This is a genomic window from Faecalibacterium langellae, assembly GCF_002549775.1.
In the GTDB taxonomy this organism is placed as follows: Bacteria; Bacillota; Clostridia; order Oscillospirales; family Ruminococcaceae; genus Faecalibacterium; species Faecalibacterium langellae.
Genome location: NZ_NMTR01000021.1, coordinates 838,942 through 858,581 on the forward strand (window position 1 = coordinate 838,942; position 19,640 = coordinate 858,581).

The window sequence follows — 19,640 nt, forward strand, 5'->3', positions numbered from 1 at the left end:
GATACAGCTTTATTGGTCAACCATTTCAGCCGCGCACCAGAAGCAGCAGCAGTGCCGAAGCCACACTTTGCAGAATGAGCCAGCGGGCCACCACCTGCTCGTCGCTCCAGCCCTTGTTCTTGCGCACATGATCGTGCAGCGGGGTGCGGGTGTTCTTGAGGATGGAGATGTGCAGGAAGCGCTTCAGGCTGATCTTCAGGATGCCCAGGCTGCCGTCCACGATGAACACGATGGCCGCCAGCAGGAAGGCGAAGGGATGGCCGCACTTCAGCGACAGGATCGCGATGAAGAAGCCCATGGCACGGCTGCCGGCATCGCCCATCAGCAGGCTGGAGGGCTTTGCGTTGGACCACAGGTAGGCCAGCAGCGCACCCATGAACACGACACCTGCGGTGCCGTAGTCACCCAGCTCCTCCTTATAGGCCAGCAGGTAGGTGCCGATGGTCACAACGGCCACGCTGGCGGACAGGCCGTCCACACCGTCGGTGCAGTTGACCACGTTGATGCTGGCCCAAATCAGGATGACGATCAGCAGCAGGTACACGGCATAAGGCAGCGTGAAGCTCCACTGCAGGAACTGCACCCCGCAGCCGTTGAAGTTCAGGTAGGTGACACCGGCCACGATGGCGATCACAAAATCAATGATGCCCTTCTTGTACTCGTTCCAGGCGGTCTCGGCGGCATCGTCGAAGTAGCCGGAGAGCATGGACGCGATGAGCAGCACCGTGTAGATGATATACTCCACCTTGAACGGCAGGAATGCCAGCGACACCAGCGCGATGCACAGCACGAAGATCAGGCCGGAGCCGCGGGCCTTGCCCTTGGACAGGCCGCCGTTGACCGCAAACTCGCGGCCGTGGTCATGGGGAAGTTTATCGTGGAATACCGAATCCATCAGAGCCGTGAGGACAAAGGCCAGCAGGAACGCCAGAGCGTCCACGCCGCGCTGCCCCACGACCGAAAGCAACATTTCGATCATCTTCAAAATTCCTCTTTCTTTTGTTGTTGTGAGAGAAGTGTATCACGCTGCCCTGAAAAAATCAATCTCCCGCAGCGAAAAATGTGCCGCAGATTGACTTTTGACATTCCTGCACCTATAATGGTATATTAGTTTGTTATTATAAGGTATTATACAAGGAGAATCTATGTCCATCTCTCTCGAACAGCTTTCGGCGCAGATGCGCCGGGGCGAACAGGTGCCGCTGCGGCACACCCTGCAGGTGGTGCTCACGCTGAGCATCCCGTCCATCCTGCAGCAGATCGTGGTCACGGCCATGGAGTACATCGACGCGGCCATGGTGGGCCACATCGGTGCGTCGGCCACGGCGTCCATCGGCATCGTCAGCTCCAGCACCTGGCTGCTGCACGGGATGCTGGCGGGCCTGTACATGTCCTTTGCCATTCAGGTGGCGCAGTATCTGGGTGCCGACCGGCAGGACGATGCCCGGGGCGTGCTGCGCCAGTCCATGATTTTCAATCTCGTGGTGGGCTGCGCGGCGGCAGCCTTCGGCATCGGCATCAGCCGCTTCCTGCCCGGGTGGCTGGGCGCGGACCCGTCTTTGCAGGCAGATGCCTCGGCCTACTTTGCCATCTGGTCCGCTTCCCTGCCCTTTGCCATGGCCATGGGCACCTATTCCTCCATGCTGCGCTCTGCCGGCGACGCCCTGACGCCGGGCCTCATCAGCGTGCTGACCTGCGTGCTGGACGTGATCTTCAACTTCTTCCTCATCAACCCCACCCGGCAGATGGAGCTGTTCGGCCACGGCGTGACCGTCTGGGGCGCAGGCCTCGGCGTGCCGGGTGCCGCACTGGGCACCGCTCTGGCCACCATCGTCAGCGGCGTGCTGACCCTTGCCATCCTGCTGCTGCGGGACGGCCCGCTGTGCATCCGCAAGCCCGGCTCCTGGCGCATCACCAAAGCCTGCCTGCAGAACCTGTGGAAGGTGGGCGCACCGCTGGCCGCCGAGCGTGCGGCCCTTTCTTCGGCACAGGTGCTGCTCATCCGCATCGTGTCGGGTCTGGGCACCACCGCCATTGCGGCCAACAGCCTGGGCGTCAGCGCCGAGAGCCTGTGCTATATGGCTGGCTACGGCATCCAGGACGCCACCCTTGCCCTGGTGGGCCAGGCCGTGGGCGCGAACCGCCGGGATATGGCCAAGCGCTTTTCCTGGCTGTGCACCGGCATGGGCGTGGGCATCATGGCGCTGACCGGCGTTGGCATGTACATTTTTGCGCCGCAGCTGATGGGCATTTTCACGGCCGACGCGGCGGTCATCGCGCTGGGTGCGCAGGTGCTGCGCATTGAAGCGCTGGCCGAGCCGATGTTCGGTGCCAGCATCGTGGCCAGCGGTGCCATGCAGGGCGCGGGCGACAGCACCGGCTGCTTTGTACTGAACCTCGTCAGCATGTGGGGCATCCGGCTCACCCTCGCCACCCTACTTGCCCCCCGGTTCGGGCTGGTGGGCGTGTGGTTCGCCATGAGCTTTGAGCTGACCATGCGCGGCGTGCTGTTCCTTGTGCGCATGGCGCGGGGCAAGTGGCTGGACAAAGGAGCATTGGCCTGATTGGCCGTGTGCCGGCAGCTTTCTCCTCGGACACGAAATACGGGTTGCGGCTCCCAGCATCCGCTTCGCTTACGCTTGCGTCTTGCTGGCCGCTGCCCCAACAACTGCTCCTTGCTTCGGCCACTGGCCGCAGTCGCAGTTGTTGCAGGCCATTCCATCGCCCGCCCTATTGCCTGACGGCAACAGGGTCCCACCCCAGCGGACGGTCTTCGGAGAAACTTCCGGCCTGCAGCCTTAACTATAAAATAACAGCTCCCCGGCCGGGAACCGCACTGCGGGACCTGACCGGGGAGTTTTGCTGTGGCCTGATTTGAGAAAAAGAAGAAAAAGGAGAATGTCAGAATTACTTGCGGCCGTGCAGGATGGGAGACAGCGGCTTGTAGATCAGCATGCACAGCACGGCGTCCAGCAGACCCTTGACCAGGGTGAAGGGCATGTTGAAGATGACCAGGCACTTGATCAGGCTGTCAGCCGAAGGCAGGATGGCCTGATACATGCCGAGGATGGCTTCCAGCGGCATGTGATAGAACTGCACATAGGCCGGATAGGTGATGAAGTAGTTGGAGGGCACACTGAAGATGGCCATGGCGGCGGCACCGGCAACCGCGCCGATGATGGCGGTCTTGCGGCTCTTGTGGTGCTTGTAGATGAAGCCTGCCACGGCGGAGAACACCGCACCCAGCATGAAGTTGCACAGCTCGCCGACGCCGGCGGTGGAAGTGCCCTTAATGATGATGTGGAGCAGGTTCTTCATAAAGCTGATGACAACGCCGTACACCGGGCCGAGGGCAAATGCACCCAGTAGGGCGGGCAGGTCGGAGAAGTCCATCTTGACGAAGGACGGGATGAGCATCGGGATGGGAAACTCGATGAACATCAGGATAAAGGCCACCGCGCTCAGCATGGCGGCAACGGTAATGTTGTGGGTCGTGTTCTTTTTCATGGTTTTGATTCCTTCCCGGGGCTTTGCGCCCCTTGCAAAATTTGTTCCGAAAGCTCTTTTCGTCTATATTCTGGAACGGGAAGGACAAAACAGAAAAGCGCCCTGCTGCAACAAAAAAACACTGCAACAGGGCGCGTAGACAACGATTTGCCTGCCGTTTCTTGCATCCGGACTATACCGTTGGTCCCGGAGTTGCACCGGGTCAGCACCTGTGAAAGGTGGTCGCGGACTTTACCGCCAGTGGGGAATCACACCCCGCCCTGAAACGAACTTTCTGGCACAGAGTATAGCCCGGCAGGCCGCACTTGTCAAGACCGAATTTTCAATTTGTGCAATTTTTATCAAAGTCATATTTTTCTCCCGGCGGTCTTCGTGCGCCTTGTCCCGCTGCGCGGAATATGGTATCATAAGGCAGCTGTAAAAAATTCAGGAGGTTTTCCATGATTTTCTCGATCCGTGATCTTTCTTTTGAGCTGGGCTCCCTCTTTCTGGAAGGCTGGCTGGCCTTTGCCGCCCGTGTCCTCTGTGCCCTGCTCATTCTGCTGGCAGCATGGCTGGTGCGCCGCTGGCTGACAAAAAAGGGCTTTCCTGCCCTGCTGGCCCGCAGCTGGCACTTTGCCGGTACACCCATCCTGCTGCGCAGCTTTGCCGAGCCGGTCCAGCGCATGTGCACCGCTGCCGGGTTCTATCTGGCTGCCGTCAGCCTGCCCTGGGCCATTCCCGGCCTCTACAAACTGGCGCTAGTGGTCTTTCAGCTGGCCATGACCCTGCTGGCATGCAAGGGCCTGTATGCAGCCTCTGACCTGGCCGACCTGCTGCTGGCTTCCTGCAGCCCGGAGATTCGCTCCAACAAGACCCTGCTCTCCCTGCTGGACACCAGCTACAAGGTGCTGGTCGTCGTGCTGTGCGTGGCCGCGCTGGCGCAGGAAGTAGGCTTCCCCATTGGCAGCATCGTTGCCGGTGCCGGTCTTGTCGGCCTGACCATCTCGCTGGCCGCGCAGGAAAGTGCCAGAAACCTGTTCTCCGGCATCGTCATCCTGCTGGACAAGCCCTTCTCGGTGGGCGACTGGATCACGGTGGGCGATGTGGAAGGCGAAGTGATCGACATCAACTTCCGCTCCACCCGCATCCGTTCACTGGATAAGACCATCAACGTGGTGACCAACAGCAAGATCTGTTCCTCTACGGTGCAGAACGCTGCCCTGCGCACCATGCGGCCCTACAAGTTCAACCTGGGCGTCACCTACGGCACCACCCGCCCCAAGCTCGAACAGCTGATGGCCGACCTGAAAGCCATGCTGGACGAAAGTCCCTACACAAACAAGGGCACCAACATCGTGCAGCTGGTGAGCTTCGGCGATTCCAGCATCAACATTCTGGTATCGGCATATCTGACCACCAATGCCTACACGGAATTTCTGCAGATGCAGAACGATCTGAACCTGAACATCATGGACATCATGCAGGCGGACGGCGTGGACTTTGCCTTCCCCTCCACCAGCGTGTACATCGAAAAGAAATAAGCGCCCCTGCGCGCAGAAAAATGCCGTCCCGGCCTGAACCGGGGCGGCATTTTTCGTTATTCATTTGCGGCTTTATCCAGCTGCACCTCTGCAGCCTCCTGTGCTTCTTCTTCCCGCTGATACTCCTCAAACGCTGACCACAGCGGTGCCACGTTCTTGCCATGGAGCCTGCGGTCGATGTAATTTTTTGTGATTCTTGCCACCGTGCCGGACAGGGCCAGCACACCGATCAGGTTCGGCAGCATCATCAGGCCGTTGAAGGTGTCGGAAAGGTCCCACGCAAGGCCCAGCTTCATGGTGGCACCCACCATCACCATGCCCACGAACACGACCTTGTAGCCGACGCTGGCCTTCGTACCAAAAAGATATTCAAACGCTTTGGTGCCGTAATGGCTCCAGCCCAGCACGGTGGAGTACGCGAACAGCAGGATGGACACCGCAATGAACTTGGGGCCGTAGTGGCCGAACACCGTGGAGAACGCCTGGCCCACCAGCGCACTGCCCTGCACATCGGAGAGCATCCGGCCGGTATCCAGGTCCACAAAGCCGGAGGTGAGCACCACCAGTGCCGTGAGAGTGCAGACAACGATGGTGTCCGCAAAGACCTCAAAGATGCCCCACATGCCCTGCTGCACCGGCTCCCGCACATTGGAAGACGAGTGCACCATGACCGACGAACCGAGGCCCGCTTCGTTGGAGAATGCGCCGCGCTTGAAACCCCAGGTGATGGCCTGCGAAACGCCGTAGCCCAGAATGCCGCCGCCCGCTGCGGGCAGCGCGAATGCGCCCTTGAAGATGGCTGCAAATGCCGCAGGAATGGCCGTGAAGTGTGCACCTACCACGATCAGGGCGCCCACAATGTACATGACCGCCATTGCCGGAACGATCTTTTCGGTGACAGCTGCCACACGCTTCAGGCCGCCCAGAATGACCAGCGCAGAAAGGATGACCAATGCAATGCCGGTAACCACATTGGGAATGCTGAACGCAGTGTTCATGTTGCCGGCAATGGAGTTGATCTGGCTCATGTTGCCGATGCCAAACGACGCCAGCACGCAGAAACAGGAGAACAGCACCGCCAGCACCCGGCCCAGAGTCTTGCAGCCTTTCTTTGCGCCCAGACCGTCGGCAAGGTAATACATGGCACCGCCGCTCCACTCACCTTTTTCGTTCTTGCGGCGGTAGAAGATGCCCAGAACATTTTCCGAATAGTTGGTCATCATACCAAGGATGGCCATGATCCACATCCAGAAAATGGCACCCGGGCCGCCGCTGATGATGGCCGTGGCCACACCCACGATATTACCCGTACCAATGGTGGCGGCAAGCGCCGTGCAAAGGCTCTGGAACTGGCTGATGGCCATATCCTCCTTCGTGGTATGCGCCGTCACATTTTTATTGGTGAAGATCGCACCGATGGTGTTCTTCATCCAGTGGCCGAAGCGCCCGAATTGAAATCCCCCGGTCCGCACCGTCATGACCAGACCCGTGCCGAACAGAAGCGCCAGACCCACAGGCCCCCAGACCACTCCATTGACCGTGCCGTTGATGCTCGTAATGGTTTCCAGCATCCTGTATTCCCCCTCTTTGTAAAAAATGCGGGCAGAACCTTTTGTGGCTCTGCCCGCATTGCAGGATGCTTGATTCCGCACACCGGTGCGGTACCTTTCAGCAGGCAGCCACACCGTTGTGTCCATTTGTTCTTGCCCCGTATTCCTCGCGGATACGTTGCAGACAGGATACCATAAAATCCGCCTCCGTGCAAGAACTCCTTCTGTAAGTTGCTGAATTTTCAGCTGTATTTTGAGGCGGCTGAATTTTTCTTTTGTATGACTTTCTCCCGTTACAGCGCCACATCCAGCGCCATCATCAGCGCAAAGCCCAGCACGATGCTCACCACACCGGCGGGCTCGTCAGCTTCCACCGCCTGGGGGATCATCTCCTGCGCCGTCACGCAGACCATGCACCCTGCCGCCGCGCTCATAAGCCAGGGCAGTGCCGCGCCGACCCACTCGGCCAGTGCAAAGGCCAGCACCGCCCCCAGCGGCTCCACAAGGCCGGACGCTGCCCCGGCCCAGAACGCCTGCCCGCGGGTGCGGCCGCTGTGCAACAGCGGCAGGCTGACCGCTGCGCCCTCCGGGATGTTCTGCAGGCCGATGCCGATGCTCAGCGCCAGCGCCCCGCTGACGGCGTCCGGCTCTCCGGTGAGGGCCAGTGCAGCGGCAAGGCCCGCCACCATGCCCTCCGGCAGATTGTGCAGCGTCACCGCCAGCACCATGCGGCCGCCGTGCCCGCTCCCGCCTGCCAGCAGCTCCCCTGCTGCCTGCTCCAGCTGCAAAAGGCCCACGGCCCCCAGCACCAGCGCTATCGAAGGCGCGATCCAGGCCGGGATGGCCTGCTGCCGGGCGCGCTCGATAGCGGGCAGCAGCAGGCTCCACACGCTGGCTGCCAGCATGATGCCCGCCGCCATACCGCACAAGATGCGCTGGGTGCAGGGCCGGGCTGTGCGCCGCAGCAAAAACACCCCGGCAGCCCCCAATGCCGTGCACCCCGCCGGGAACAGCAGCACCCAGGCGGTCAATAAGATCTGGTTCAAGATGCATTCCCCCTTTGCTTCGGTGTATGTACGCCGGAGCAAAAAGGTGCAGAACGCACGTTTCAGACCACATTTAAGAAAAGCTTGTTCGGAAGAAATTTACAAAGTAATTACAAGCCGGCAAAGATTCTTTTCCAGTATTTCCCGCCCTGGGGACATTTTGACAAAAAGTGTTTGACTTTTGGCATAAAATTATAACAAAAGCGTAGATTCTCCCCGATTTGTGCATTTTATGCCTAAATTCCACTTGATTTTTTTGTAAAATGCGATAGAATACTGTCTTGCAGAGCAGTCCTTCCTGTAGGGGCTCTGCAAGAGAAATTTTTCAGGAAAAGTAAGGAGATTTTAGATATGAAACTCAAGAATGTTGCTGTTGCTGTTGTTGCTCTGGCTCTGGCTGTTGGTATGACCGCTTGCGGCGGTTCCGCTTCCTCCACTGCTGCATCTTCCTCTGAGGCTGCTTCCAGCGTTGCTGCTTCTTCCGAGGCTGTTGAGTCTGAGGCTGTTTCCGAGACCGCTGAGTCCGAGGCCGTTTCCAGCGAGGCTGCCGAGTCTGAGGCTGTTTCCGAGGCTGCTGAGTCCGAGGCTGTTTCTGAGGTCGCTGCTTCTACTGCCGCCTGATTTGGCTGACAGCACGTCCAACTTCTGATAAGCAATAAAAGGTGCCGCTCCCGCAGGGATCTCTCTACGGGAGCGGCACCTTTTTTCGTTTGTCGGCGGCTGCGTTTTCAGGCATGCAGCGCCGCGCGGATCTCGCCAAGATCGCGTGCAAAGCAGATGCCCTGCTGCCGCTCTGGCGAGGAAAGCCCCTTGCGGATCATCTCTGCCAGCAGCGCTTTCAGGCCGCTGTAGTAGCCGTTCAGATCATACAGGATGCAGGGGGCGTCCAGCTGGCCCAGCGACACCTTGCTCATCACCTCAGCGATCTCCTCCAATGTGCCGGTGCCGCCGGGGAATGCGATGAACGCATCGCCCAGCTCGATCATTTTTGTTTTGCGCTCGGTCATGTCCTTTGTCACGATCAGCTGTGTCAGGCCGTCGTGCTGCAGCTCCCGGTCCACAAAGAACTGCGGCTCCACGCCGGTCACTTCGCCGCCCGCTGCCAGCACGCTTTCCGCCAGCGTGCCCATCAGCCCGCTGCGGGAGCCGCCGTAGACCAGCGCGTTGCCGCTTTGGCCGATCCAGCTGCCCAGCTCCTGCACAGCCTGCTTCAGGGCAGGGTCGCTGCCCTCATTGGCCCCAAGATATACGGTGATCTTCATCGTTTTTCTCCCCTTTCACTTTGAACTGATTATAGCACATCTGCCCCAAAACGCAAAGCGCCGCCCGCTCTTGACAGGCAGACCGTGCCGGTATATCATAATTGTGATGTCTGGTTTTTACAAAGGAGGATGCCCCATGCCCTACACCGTTGGAGAAATGGCAAAAATGCTGGATGTTCCCGCATCCACCCTGCGCTACTATGATAAAGAAGGTCTGCTGCCCTTTGTGGCGCGTTCCTCCGGCGGAATCCGGCTGTTTCAGGATTCCGACCTGGAATGGCTGCGGGTGATCGGCTGCATGAAAAAAGCCGGCATGTCCATCAAGGACATCCGGCAGTACATTGAACTGGCCATGCAGGGCAACGACACCATTGACACGCGGCTTGCCATGTTCCGCCACCAGCGCGAAGTGCTGGAAGCCCAGATGGCAGAGCTGCAGCACACCATGAGCATGGTGGACTACAAGTGCTGGTATTACGAAACGGCGCAGGCCACCGGCACCATCGACACGCCGAAGTATATGCCGCTGGAGCAGATCCCAGAGCAGTTCCGCGTCATCCGGCAGGAACTGCAGAAAATGCCGGAGAAGTAAGACCCTCTCCGTTTCGTTCCTTTATACGCCCCACAATATGACACCCAACACCGCAGAAAGCACGATCATCCCGATGGGAGACGGCGCTTTCTGCGTTTTCTTTTTGTAGAGCAGATGTATTGCCCACAAAAGTGCAAATACAAAGATGGAACGTCCATCCGGCGCAAAGCCGCCCGCAAGACTCTGGAAGCCGCCCAGCGTCGAAAGCGCCATGGTGATGGCCGTGGCAAGGATCATGGCCACCACGCAGGGCCGCACCCCGGAGAGGATGGCTTCCACAGCCGGGTATTTCAGCAGGCTTTTCAGTGCCGCCGCGATCAGCAGGATGATGCCAAAGGACGGCAGCACCACCCCCAGCGTCGCGCACAGCGCCCCGGCAAAGCCTGCCTGCGAGGAGCCAATGAAAGTTGCCATGTTCACCGCCAGCGGCCCGGGCGTGGACTCCGACACTGCAATGAAGCTGAGGAACTCCGCTTCAGTCAGCCAGCCGTGGCCCAGCACTACCTCCCGCACCAGCGAGATCATGCCATAGCCGCCGCCGAAAGACAGCGTACCGATCATGAGAAAGTTGAGAAACAGTTCCAGACAGATCATGCGCGCTTGCCCCCTTTCCGCAGCTGCCGTACAAGGTACACCGCCAGCCCGGCGGCCCCGCTGAGCAGGATGTAGAAGATGGACGAGAAGGACACCGCCAGCACCGAGCAGCTCACCATGGCCGCCACGACCGCCGCCAGCACCAGCAGGTTGAAGGGAGTGCGTTCCAGATTTTTCAGCATCTTCAGCCCCGCCGAAAGGATCAGATAGATCACACAGGCCTGGATGCCCCGGAAGGCGCTTGCCACCACCGAGAGCGCCAGAAACTGGTCGAAGAACAGCGAGATGATGTAGATGACTGCAAACGACGGGATGCACACGGCCAGCGTGGAGGCTGCCGCGCCAGAAAAGCCGCCGATCTTGTAGCCGATGTAAGTGGCGCTGTTCACCGCCATGGGGCCCGGGGTGGACTCGGCAATGGCGACCATATCCAGAAATTCTTCCCGGCTCACCCACTGCTTCTGCTCCACAAATTCGTGCTCCAGCAGGGCCACCATGGCGTAGCCGCCGCCAAAGGTGAACGAGCCGATCTTGAAAAATGTCGTAAAAAGCTCTTTTGTCTTTGACATACCCTTCCACCCTTCTTTCGCTTCATTATATCATTTTTCCAGCTTCTATGGTATACTTTAAAAAAGGAATATGCTGCTTTCTTTGGAAAAAGCAGAAAAAAGGAGTTTAGGATACGGATATGAAAACAAAATTTGGCATCGTGGGCTGCGGCTTTCTGGGCAACATCGTGGCCGACGCATGGAAGAACGGCCTGCTGCCGGACTATGAGTTGGTGGGCGTCACCAGCCGCACCCGCGCTTCGGCCGAAAAGACTGCTGCCACCGTGGGCTGCGCCGTCTGCGACGATGTGGACGCCCTGCTGGCACTGGAGCCGGAGTACATCGTGGAGACCGCTTCCGTCGAAGCCGTGCGCGCCATGGCCATCCCCGTGCTGAAAAAGGGTGTGAACCTCGTCATCATCTCCATCGGTGCCTTTGCAGACCTTGATTTCTATGCCGATGTCAAGGCTGCTGCCGTGGAAGGCGGGGCCAAGGTGCATCTGGCCAGCGGTGCCATCGGCGGCTTTGACGTGCTGCAGACCGTCACCCTGATGGCCGAAGCGCAGCACCTGGCCGAGACCGCCGGCATCGAGACCCACACCGGTGCCAAGGGCTTCCGCAACACGCCCGTGTGGGCAGACCACCTGCTGACCGACACCGAAAAGACCACCGTCTTCACCGGCAATGCCAAGCAGGCCATTGCCACCTTCCCCCGCCGCGTGAATGTGGCTGTGGCCACCTCGCTGGCCACCACCGGCCCGGACATCACCGGCGTGACCATGCACTCGGTGCCCGGCTGGGTGGGCGACGACCACTGCATCACCGCCGAGATCGAGGGCGTGAAGGCCACTGTGGACATCTGCTCCTCCACCAGCGCCATCGCCGGCTGGAGCGTGGTGGCCCTGCTGCGCAACCTGGCCTCCCCGGTCTGCTTCTATTAAAGGAGGTGCCTTGTGATGTTTGAAAAGCTGGTTGCCATTGAGCCCGTCAGCCTGATTCCCTCTGCCGAGGAAGAACTGCACGCCTACGCAAAGGAAGTCGTGCTCTACCCCGACATCCCCGCCGACGAGGACGAGATCGTCCGCCGCATCGGGGACGCCGACGCGGTGCTGCTGAGCTACACCTCCCGCATGGGCAAGAGCGTCATTGAGCGCTGCCCGAACATCCGCTACATCGGCATGTGCTGCAGCCTTTACTCCGAGGAAAGCGCCAATGTGGACATCGCCTACGCCCGCACCCGGGGCATCCAGGTGCTGGGCATCCGGGATTACGGCGACCGCGGCGTGGTGGAGTATGTGCTGCACGAGCTGACCGGCCTGCTGCACGGCTTCGGGATGCCCATGCTGCGGGACGAGCCGGTGGAGATCACCGGGCTGAAGGTGGGCATCGTGGGCCTGGGCGTGTCCGGCCGGATGATCGCCGATGCGCTGCAGTTCATGGGTGCGGATATCAGCTATTACAGCCGCAGCCGCAAGCCGGACGCCGAAGCTGCCGGCATGGCCTACAAGCCGCTGGCCCAGCTGCTGGCCGAGAGCGAAGTGGTGTTCACCTGCCTGAACAAGAACGTGCTGCTGCTGGGCCGTGAGGAGTTCGCCCAGCTGGGCGCAGGCAAAGTGTTGTTCAACACCTCCATCGGCCCGGGCTTTGATTCTGCAGCACTGGAAGACTGGCTCACCCTGCCGGGCACCCACTTCTTCTGCGACACCCGCGCCGCCGCCGGGCCTGTCAGCGAGGGGTTCTTTGAAAAAGAGAACGTCCACTGCGCGAATGTCTCCGCAGGCCGCACCAAACAGGCCTTTGTGCTGCTGAGCCAGAAGGTGCTGGCGAACATCCGCACCGCCTTGCACGAGGGCTGAGTCCCCGCCCGGTCCGCCGCAACGATTTTTAACAAGAAAGCCGAATTTCCGCCAAGAAAAGTTGGTCGCGTATTCATTGATTTCGTGCTATACTATGTTAAAAATCATTGCAAAGGTGGGAATAATATGAGTTCCTCGCGAAAACCCTATCTAGATAACATCCGCTGGGCGACTGTCGTCCTTGTTGTGATCTACCATGTGATCTACATGTTCAACGGCGTGCAGCCCTTTGGCGTCATCGGACCGTTTCGGGAGCATCAGTTCCAGGATGGTTTCCTGTATCTGGTCTACCCCTGGTTCATGGCACTGCTGTTCGTTGTGTCGGGCATGAGCGCGCGGTACTGCCTGCAAAGCCACACCACGAAGCAGTTTTTGAAGGACAAAACGCGCAAGCTGCTGGTCCCGTCCACGATCGGCTTGTTCGTGTTCCAGTGGATCCTCGGCCTTTACAACGTAAAAATTGGCGGCGGCGTGGACTTTTCCGCCATCCCGAAGCCGGTGCTGTATCTGATTGCGGTGCTGTCCGGCGTGGGGCCGCTGTGGTACATCCAGATGCTCTGGCTGTTCTCTGTGCTCTTGCTGGCCGTGCGGAAAATGGAAAAAGACCGGTTCTGGAACTTCTGTTCCAAGGCACCGGTCTGGAGCATCGCACTGCTGGTGATCGTTGTTTATGGCTCTGCGCAGGTGCTGAACACCCCCGTCGTTACGGTATATCGGTTCGGCATCTACGGGTTCAGCTTCTTCGCCGGGTATTTCCTGTTCTCCCACGATGAAGTCATGGAGCGGCTGTGCAAGTGGTGGTGGATGTTTGATTTAGCGGCGGCTGTGCTTGGCATCTCGTACACCCTGCGCTATTTGGGCGAGAACTACGCCGTTGCGCCCGTGCTGAACAATATCCATGCCTGCGCCTACTGCTGGTTTGCCATCCTGGGCATCCTCACGACCATGAAACACTATGCCGACACCGCAAACAGCTTCACCCGCTGGATGGCAAGCCAGTCGTGGGGGCTCTACATCTTCCATTACCTGCCCATTGCAGTGATTGCGTGCGGACTGCGCGAGCACGCCCCGAACGCCCCGGAAGTGCTGGTTTACCTGCTCGTGGGCATCGGTGCCTTTGCGGGCGCGTACCTGCTGAATGCACTGATCAGCCGGATCCCCGTTCTGCGCTGGTGCGTTCTCGGGCTGCGAAAGGAGAAAGAACGTGTTCAAGGATAATCTCATCTCGCTCCGCAGGGCAAACGGCCTTTCGCAGGACGAGCTGGCCGAAAAGATCGGCGTGACCCGCCAGACCCTTTCAAAGTATGAGACTGGGGAATCGCTGCCAGACATCGAACGGTGCAAACAGCTGGCGGATATTTTCGGCGTTTCCATGGATGATCTGGTGAACTACGAGAAAACCGACCGGGAAAACATGGGGTTGGAAGTGCCGCCCAAAGGCAAACACATTTTCGGCATGGTAAAGGTGGGCGACAAAGGGCAGATCGTTATCCCTGCCAATGCGCGGAAAATTTTTGACATCCAGCCGGGCGACAATCTGTTGATTTTGGGCGATGAGGAGCAAGGCATCGCCATCCTCAAAGAGAAAAAGTTTCTGGAACAGCTCCGGCTGATGGAGCAGATGCGGCACATGGGATCCGGTGAATGATCGACCGCCGCGGAAATGCTTTCTCAAAAGAAACTGCCATTAAAATCAAGTTCTAAAAATGCCGTGCTGCCTTTGGAAAGCTCCATTGACAGCACGGCATTTTGCAGCTTACCCCCTGATTTTTACAGCTTACCGCTCCCATCATGGTGCATCCGGGCTTTCTATGCTATAGTATTTTCAGAGGGAGGAGGGACGACATGAAATTGACCGTTGAACAAGTCACGACCGAAACGCCAGAAGAAGTGCTGATCCGCTGCCACGACCCCGAAGAACCGTGGGTCAGTGAGGTGCAGAACATTGCCGCTGGGCAGATCACGGTGAATGGCGTTCTGGATGGAAAGATGTGCCGCTTGAAGCTCGGTGACATCTACTATTTTGAAGTGGTAGAGGGAAACTCGTTTCTGTACTGCCAGAAAGAAGTGTTCTCCTGCAAACAGAAGCTCTATGAATTTGAAGCGCTGTGCATCGGCACGATGTTGTTCCGATGCAGCAAGTCCATGATTTTGAATGCCGGAAAAATTGATTCTATTCTCCCTTCCCTTTCCGGCCGCTTTGAAGCGGTGCTGGACAACGGCGAAAAGGTCATGATTTCCCGGCAATATGTCAGTGCCCTGAAACGGCTGCTGGGGCGATAAGGAGGAGCGTATGAAAAAAATCGAATTCTGGCTGCATCGGTTTGTGTTTGTCTACGGCCTTGTCATGCTCATCACCTTTTTCATGTGCCTGTTGTTCAACCCCACCAGCGAGCTGCCGGTCGTCCGCTTTTTTGGCCGCTGCATCCTGCTGACGCTGGTGAGCATGGCCACGCTCATCGTATATGCTTCCAGTGAAGAACTGACAAACCGGGCGTGGTGGTTCCGCACCATCCTGCACGCGGCTTTCCTGGAAGCGATACTGCTTCCACTCGCCCATAGCTGGGGCTTTTGGTACAATGCGCTGGATGGCGTGATCTACGGCTCGTTTATTCTGGCTGCGAAGATTCTGTGGCATCTGATCGACTTCGGGCAGAGCTTCTACACCGCCACGCAGCTGAATGAACAGATCCGGCAGAGAAAGCTGGAAGAACGCAACAAGGAGGACGCCGCAAATGGCTAAAACGGATTGGATACGATGCCCGAAGTGCGGCAGCAAAACGCGCACGATGATTCGGGAGCATACGGTGCTGGAAGATTTTCCGCTGTTTTGCCCCAAATGCAAATACACCTGCGTGATTCGCTTCAAAGACGGAAAAATGGAAGAAACCGTGCCGGAAAAGGCATAAAGTTGGGAGGAAGCTTCGATGGAATATATCCGCATTACAAAAGAAAACATCGACAAGGAACACATCTGCTGTGCCATGTCCGACAAGCAGAGCCTTGCCAAAAAAGAATGGCTCAAGCAGCGGTTTGACGAGGGCCTTGTTTTCTACCGCAGCGTAGAGCGCGGCAAGTGCTTTATTGAATACATCCCGGCAGAAAATGCTTGGGTGCCCATTGAAGCAGACGGCTGGCTGTACATCGACTGCCTGTGGGTTTCCGGCTCCATGAAGGGCCACGGATATTCCAACGATCTGCTCTCCGAGTGCATCCGGGATGCCAAGACGCAGGGCCGGAAAGGACTGTGCATCCTGTCCGCCGAGGGCCGGAAGCGGGAGTTTCTGGGCGACCCGAAATTTCTGGCACATCAGGGCTTTGTATCTGCGGATGTTTCAGACTGCGGCATCAACCTGATGGCTCTGCCGCTTATGCCGGATGCCGAACTGCCGAAATTCAAATCCTGCGCAAAGCACCCCAAGATGGACGAGGACGGTTTTGTGCTTTACTACACCGATCAATGCCCCTTTACAGCTTACTGGGTGCCGAAAGTGCAGGAAACGGCGCAGGCACACAACATTCCGCTCAAGGTGGTTCATATCACCGACAAAGAAACCGCGCGGAACCTGCCTGCACCTGTCACCACCTACGCACTGTTCCGGGACGGAAAATTTGTGATGCAGGGCATCCAGTCGGACAAGAAATTTTTGAAATTGGCAGCAGAATAATGGAATCAAGCAAGACGCCAGATGCTTAGACGCAGTGCAGCCCATGGAATTGGGGTGCGCTACGTTTTTATTTTGGAGGATCTTATATGAAAGAAATCGTTGTATACGTTCACGGAAAGGGCGGTTCGGCGCAAGAGGCCGAGCATTATAACGCCCTATTCCCTGACCGTGAAGTCATTGGTTTCGACTACCGCGCACAAGCTCCATGGGAAGCCACGGAGGAATTTCCCGGATTTTTTGCGGCACTGCGGAAACGCGAGGATTCCATCACGCTGGTAGCAAACAGCATTGGTGCGTTTTTCTCTTTGTCCTCACTGGATGAAAAATTGGTGGATACCGCTTATTTTATTTCTCCAGTGGTCGATATGGAACAGCTGATTTGCAACATGATGCAATGGGCTGGCGTCTCCGAATCCGAACTTGCAGAGAAACTGGAAATTCCCACAACATTTGGCGAAACGCTGTCGTGGAAATATCTCTGCTATGTCCGGGAGCATCCGATTTCATGGAAAATCCCTACGTGCATTTTGTATGGGGAAAATGACAATCTGACCTCCAAGGAAACCATAAAGGCCTTTGCGGAAAAAATCAATGCAGAGCTGACCGTTATGCCTAGCGGAGAGCATTGGTTTCATACGAAAGAACAGCTGCAGTTTTTAGACAACTGGATTTTGAAAAATCAGCCCATGCTTTTGGAAAGAAGATCACAATGCCGTTCAGGGATACATTTTAAGCGGTGCAAAGTTTTTTGAACCTGACCCTGACACAATAATACGATATGCCAGACGCAAAGACGCAGAGCAGAACTTGAAAAAATCAAGCTGCCCTGCGTCTTTTGCTTTGAGAAAGGATACTTTTATGAACTTTTTGAAAGCTCTTTTTCCGAAAAGAGAAAAATGGATCGAATTTGATACGCTGTACTCCATCGAGCGGCTGGAACAGCTGCGCTTCTTCATGGTTGAAAACCATATTCCGTATAAAGTGCGGGCTGCACTGCTCCCGGTGCCGCTGAATGCACCGATGCCTTCCTGTGCAGCGTCACGCTCCCTGTGGTATGTTTCCGTACATCCAGAGGACGTGCACCGAGTAGAATATTATCTTCGCACCGAAAGGAGCTGCTGAGCATGAAAAAATCATCCGTGCGCTTGTTATTGACCGCAGCGGCTCTGCTGCTGATTGCGGGCACCCTTTTCGGATTTGCCCAATCGTGGATCTATGCCGGGCTGATCTGGTCGGGCGCATTTGGCTGCCTGGTCGCCGCTTTGAATTTCAGAGACGCGGAGAATGACGATGAACCTCACGAGGATTGAACTTTGAGTGTGTGCAAAAATTCGAAAAGATCCATCCTATTGCGAAAGTGTACTGTTCTCTATCAGGACAAACAATCTCGAAGTGGGTTGAACGAACCCATGTCCAAAATTCACGACTTTGTTAGATTTTCCCTATAAAACAAATAATCCGAACCCATCTCCTATCGGAGACAAGTTCGGATTATTTTTATTTGGCAAAGAACCGTAATTTTGATAGAAAACCTTAAAGGGGGTGCAACTTCGGTTCAGAGGGGGTGCAGTTCTCAATTTAGGGGGGTGCATTTATCGTGACGGAGCATGGAACACCTCTCTGCTATTCACTCTCCCACTATAATGCTCAGTGTGGTTCCAATATCTGCATCAATGCAGATCGCCTGCCGATCTATCTCCTGCGGACAAACTGCTTGCCCTTGATTGATACAGGCATAAGTGGCATGGGAGTTCTTCGCCGTCATCTGCCAGAAGGGGTACTTGATGATGACCGGCGTATTGTAGCCTACACCCAGTTCCAGAAAGAGAATGCTCTGCCCACTTCTGGTGCGGAGAAAGTTCTCATACCGCTCCGCTGCTCTGTGCCAGCCTTCGTCTTCCACAAAGGTATCATCGCAGCGGAGATTCATGGTCATAGGCTTGCCACAGTGAGGGCAGACCGGCAGAAGTTCAGATGGTATTTTCATATTTTCCTGCCGCTTGACCATTTCACGGATCACGGCTTCGTTATCGAAAGTCTCCTGACAGCACGGCTCACTGCATTGGAACAGGCCGTAATCTCCTTGCGTATAGAACAGCCGCTTTTTATCAAAGCCAGCCTTCTGAAAACAGTGGTCTACATTGGTTCGGCATATTCGAAGTCTTCACCCTTCAGGAATACATTGACCTTATGCTCTTCTCCATCGCCGATTACATAGACGCGGTCAATAATGACCTTTAGAGTAGAGATCACTTTGCCGACCTCTATGTCGTTATATGTACTCACTGTAATTTCTCCGTTAGCAACTTTCAAAATAGCGATTGATGTCCGCTATAATCTCCCTCTCGCCCTCGCGCCCTTCTTTCAGGAACGTGAACATTGGATAAGCGTGCGGCATACCCTCTTTTATTTTGATCTCATAATCCTTCACCCCGCAGCGGATGAAGGATTTTTCATAATCCGGCGCGATTCCGGCAAAAACCTCATCTCCGCCAAAGTACATGATGATTTTAGGGAAGCCTGTGTAATCGTCCTCATCCGCCTTGCCGAGAATGTACTGCGGAAGATCTCCGTTCGGGTTATAATACTTTACCATCGTCTCAAACATATCCCAGTGGAGGATCGGATCGCGGGAATCAATCCCTCTCATCCGCGTTTTCGCATCCTCGCTCATCAATAGTCCTGACACAGAAACGGGTAGCATCAGTCCCGGCATGGGAAGCTCTGGATATTTTTTAACCATGTGCCGTCCTGCCTGCATCAGGACATCCGCGCCGCCGGAAATTCCAAGCCAGACGATGTTCTCCGCAGGAAACCTTTTCAGCATCTTCTCATGCAGTCGAATAGTAAACTCCGTTTCGTCCATAAGATCATAGTCCGGCAGCAGCGGATAAAGCGGTATCCAGAGCTCCGCTCCTGTTCCCTCAATATAATTCCTGATAGACCCCCTATACGGAAGCTGCCATCGCCTCGATCCACCGCCGGGGAAGTACACAACCGCGCAATCCGGCTTGGTTCCGGTCTTTTTTTCCCACGATGACGTGAAATCCGTCCATTATTTCGTCCCGAAACTCAAATCCCTTGATTTTCGGAAGAGAAAACTTGAATTTTCGCTGGATGTCATAGGATGCCTGCTTAAACTCCTCATAGGACTCCTCTTTGTGAAGGGAACTGCCCTTCACCACCGTCTTTACGATTGGTTTTAATATACTATATAGAAGGCTCATCCTATATCACCACTTTCATTCATCCAGCGTTAGTCATTTCTAACCATTATAACACTGTCCTTCAGAAAAAGCAAGACGTTCTCGCATGTTTTTGATGGGACTTATTTCAATAAAAGCGGCTGCGAAGGTTTTGCTTATAAAATGAAAATGGAGGCAGGAACGGCACTAATTAGACCAGATAAAACCGCCCGCATTGTGGTCAAAATTGTGGTCAAAACCAAATGAGGTCAGCCCACAAACGAAAAAAATCCAACGATTTCTAACGTG

At 56.5% G+C, this 19,640-nt stretch carries 24 protein-coding genes and 1 riboswitch; of the genes, 15 read left to right on the forward strand and 9 right to left on the reverse strand.

The window, feature by feature from the left end:
• Nucleotides 1-25: 25 nt before the first annotated feature.
• Nucleotides 26-979 (reverse strand): MraY family glycosyltransferase, encoded by a 954-nt coding sequence (locus tag CGS49_RS12485; RefSeq protein WP_097802119.1) that lies wholly within the window; start codon nucleotides 977-979, stop codon nucleotides 26-28.
• A 166-nt stretch (nucleotides 980-1,145) separates the two neighbouring features.
• On the opposite strand from CGS49_RS12485, the gene CGS49_RS12490 reads away from it, so the two are divergent.
• The gene (locus CGS49_RS12490) at nucleotides 1,146-2,564 is read left to right on the forward strand and encodes an MATE family efflux transporter (protein WP_097802120.1); all 1,419 of its coding nucleotides are present in this window, start codon (nucleotides 1,146-1,148) and stop codon (nucleotides 2,562-2,564) included.
• Nucleotides 2,565-2,907: 343 nt separating this feature from the next.
• Here CGS49_RS12490 and CGS49_RS12495 read toward each other — a convergent pair whose 3' ends face one another.
• Nucleotides 2,908-3,507: an ECF transporter S component gene (locus CGS49_RS12495; protein WP_097802121.1), complete on the reverse strand. Its 600-nt coding sequence runs from the start codon at nucleotides 3,505-3,507 to the stop codon at nucleotides 2,908-2,910.
• Between the two features lie 151 nt (nucleotides 3,508-3,658).
• A riboswitch (FMN riboswitch) is annotated at nucleotides 3,659-3,779 on the reverse strand.
• 168 nt (nucleotides 3,780-3,947) lie between these two features.
• On the opposite strand from CGS49_RS12495, the gene CGS49_RS12500 reads away from it, so the two are divergent.
• Nucleotides 3,948-5,030 (forward strand): mechanosensitive ion channel family protein, encoded by a 1,083-nt coding sequence (locus CGS49_RS12500; RefSeq protein WP_097802122.1) that lies wholly within the window; start codon nucleotides 3,948-3,950, stop codon nucleotides 5,028-5,030.
• 56 nt (nucleotides 5,031-5,086) lie between these two features.
• Here CGS49_RS12500 and CGS49_RS12505 read toward each other — a convergent pair whose 3' ends face one another.
• Together CGS49_RS12505 and CGS49_RS12510 are read right to left on the reverse strand one after the other, a co-directional pair.
• The gene (locus CGS49_RS12505) at nucleotides 5,087-6,601 is read right to left on the reverse strand and encodes an alanine/glycine:cation symporter family protein (protein WP_097802123.1); all 1,515 of its coding nucleotides are present in this window, start codon (nucleotides 6,599-6,601) and stop codon (nucleotides 5,087-5,089) included.
• A gap of 272 nt (nucleotides 6,602-6,873) precedes the next feature.
• Nucleotides 6,874-7,626 (reverse strand): ZIP family metal transporter, encoded by a 753-nt coding sequence (locus tag CGS49_RS12510; protein ID WP_242975467.1) that lies wholly within the window; start codon nucleotides 7,624-7,626, stop codon nucleotides 6,874-6,876.
• Nucleotides 7,627-7,977: 351 nt separating this feature from the next.
• Between CGS49_RS12510 and CGS49_RS12515 the strand changes: the two genes are divergently transcribed.
• Nucleotides 7,978-8,247 carry a hypothetical protein gene (locus CGS49_RS12515; RefSeq protein WP_097802124.1) on the forward strand — a complete coding sequence of 90 codons (270 nt, stop codon included), beginning with the start codon at nucleotides 7,978-7,980 and terminating at the stop codon, nucleotides 8,245-8,247.
• Between the two features lie 107 nt (nucleotides 8,248-8,354).
• On the opposite strand, the gene CGS49_RS12520 is transcribed toward CGS49_RS12515, so the two are convergent.
• Nucleotides 8,355-8,888 carry an LOG family protein gene (locus tag CGS49_RS12520; RefSeq protein WP_097802125.1) on the reverse strand — a complete coding sequence of 178 codons (534 nt, stop codon included), beginning with the start codon at nucleotides 8,886-8,888 and terminating at the stop codon, nucleotides 8,355-8,357.
• A 136-nt stretch (nucleotides 8,889-9,024) separates the two neighbouring features.
• Here CGS49_RS12520 and CGS49_RS12525 point away from each other — a divergent pair, with 136 nt between their 5' ends.
• Nucleotides 9,025-9,480 carry a MerR family transcriptional regulator gene (locus CGS49_RS12525; RefSeq protein WP_097802126.1) on the forward strand — a complete coding sequence of 152 codons (456 nt, stop codon included), beginning with the start codon at nucleotides 9,025-9,027 and terminating at the stop codon, nucleotides 9,478-9,480.
• Between the two features lie 21 nt (nucleotides 9,481-9,501).
• Here the strand turns inward: CGS49_RS12525 and CGS49_RS12530 are convergent, their stop codons facing one another.
• Both CGS49_RS12530 and CGS49_RS12535 read right to left on the reverse strand, forming a co-directional pair.
• The gene (locus CGS49_RS12530) at nucleotides 9,502-10,074 is read right to left on the reverse strand and encodes a chromate transporter (protein ID WP_097802127.1); all 573 of its coding nucleotides are present in this window, start codon (nucleotides 10,072-10,074) and stop codon (nucleotides 9,502-9,504) included.
• The gene (locus CGS49_RS12535; RefSeq protein ID WP_097802128.1) at nucleotides 10,071-10,643 is read right to left on the reverse strand and encodes a chromate transporter; all 573 of its coding nucleotides are present in this window, start codon (nucleotides 10,641-10,643) and stop codon (nucleotides 10,071-10,073) included. The genes CGS49_RS12530 and CGS49_RS12535 overlap by 4 nt, the downstream gene beginning before the upstream one ends.
• A gap of 119 nt (nucleotides 10,644-10,762) precedes the next feature.
• Between CGS49_RS12535 and CGS49_RS12540 the strand changes: the two genes are divergently transcribed.
• The 11 genes from CGS49_RS12540 (at nucleotide 10,763) to CGS49_RS12590 (ending at nucleotide 17,456) form a co-directional block, all read left to right on the forward strand.
• Nucleotides 10,763-11,563, forward strand: coding sequence for an aspartate dehydrogenase domain-containing protein (locus CGS49_RS12540; protein WP_097802129.1), 801 nt, complete (start codon nucleotides 10,763-10,765; stop codon nucleotides 11,561-11,563).
• 15 nt (nucleotides 11,564-11,578) lie between these two features.
• On the forward strand, nucleotides 11,579-12,478 hold the full coding sequence (locus CGS49_RS12545) for a D-isomer specific 2-hydroxyacid dehydrogenase family protein (RefSeq protein ID WP_097802130.1): 900 nt from the start codon (nucleotides 11,579-11,581) through the stop codon (nucleotides 12,476-12,478).
• Nucleotides 12,479-12,604: 126 nt separating this feature from the next.
• A complete protein-coding gene (locus tag CGS49_RS12550) occupies nucleotides 12,605-13,696 on the forward strand; it encodes an acyltransferase family protein (RefSeq protein ID WP_097802131.1) in 1,092 nt (363 codons plus the stop codon).
• Entirely contained in the window at nucleotides 13,683-14,126 is a 444-nt protein-coding gene (locus CGS49_RS12555) for a helix-turn-helix domain-containing protein (protein WP_097802132.1), read from the forward strand. The genes CGS49_RS12550 and CGS49_RS12555 overlap by 14 nt, the downstream gene beginning before the upstream one ends.
• Nucleotides 14,127-14,323: 197 nt before the next feature.
• Nucleotides 14,324-14,761, forward strand: a complete 438-nt coding sequence (locus CGS49_RS12560; protein ID WP_097802133.1) for a LytTR family DNA-binding domain-containing protein — start codon at nucleotides 14,324-14,326, stop codon at nucleotides 14,759-14,761.
• A 10-nt stretch (nucleotides 14,762-14,771) separates the two neighbouring features.
• Complete coding sequence (locus tag CGS49_RS12565; protein WP_097802134.1) at nucleotides 14,772-15,221, forward strand: hypothetical protein; 450 nt, start codon at nucleotides 14,772-14,774, stop codon at nucleotides 15,219-15,221.
• Nucleotides 15,214-15,387: a cysteine-rich KTR domain-containing protein gene (locus CGS49_RS12570; protein WP_097802135.1), complete on the forward strand. Its 174-nt coding sequence runs from the start codon at nucleotides 15,214-15,216 to the stop codon at nucleotides 15,385-15,387. Before CGS49_RS12565 ends, CGS49_RS12570 begins: the two co-directional genes overlap by 8 nt.
• Nucleotides 15,388-15,405: 18 nt before the next feature.
• Nucleotides 15,406-16,146: an N-acetyltransferase gene (locus tag CGS49_RS12575; RefSeq protein WP_097802136.1), complete on the forward strand. Its 741-nt coding sequence runs from the start codon at nucleotides 15,406-15,408 to the stop codon at nucleotides 16,144-16,146.
• A gap of 86 nt (nucleotides 16,147-16,232) precedes the next feature.
• Nucleotides 16,233-16,898, forward strand: coding sequence for an alpha/beta hydrolase (locus CGS49_RS12580; RefSeq protein ID WP_242975468.1), 666 nt, complete (start codon nucleotides 16,233-16,235; stop codon nucleotides 16,896-16,898).
• Between the two features lie 55 nt (nucleotides 16,899-16,953).
• Nucleotides 16,954-17,268: a hypothetical protein gene (locus CGS49_RS12585; protein ID WP_179859080.1), complete on the forward strand. Its 315-nt coding sequence runs from the start codon at nucleotides 16,954-16,956 to the stop codon at nucleotides 17,266-17,268.
• Between the two features lie 2 nt (nucleotides 17,269-17,270).
• Nucleotides 17,271-17,456, forward strand: coding sequence for a hypothetical protein (locus CGS49_RS12590; RefSeq protein WP_097802138.1), 186 nt, complete (start codon nucleotides 17,271-17,273; stop codon nucleotides 17,454-17,456).
• A gap of 317 nt (nucleotides 17,457-17,773) precedes the next feature.
• Here the strand turns inward: CGS49_RS12590 and CGS49_RS12595 are convergent, their stop codons facing one another.
• Both CGS49_RS12595 and CGS49_RS12600 read right to left on the reverse strand, forming a co-directional pair.
• Nucleotides 17,774-18,154, reverse strand: coding sequence for an SIR2 family NAD-dependent protein deacylase (locus CGS49_RS12595; protein ID WP_207653405.1), 381 nt, complete (start codon nucleotides 18,152-18,154; stop codon nucleotides 17,774-17,776).
• A 291-nt stretch (nucleotides 18,155-18,445) separates the two neighbouring features.
• Entirely contained in the window at nucleotides 18,446-19,141 is a 696-nt protein-coding gene (locus tag CGS49_RS12600; RefSeq protein WP_143405868.1) for an alpha/beta hydrolase fold domain-containing protein, read from the reverse strand.
• Between the last annotated feature and the right edge of the window lie 499 nt (nucleotides 19,142-19,640).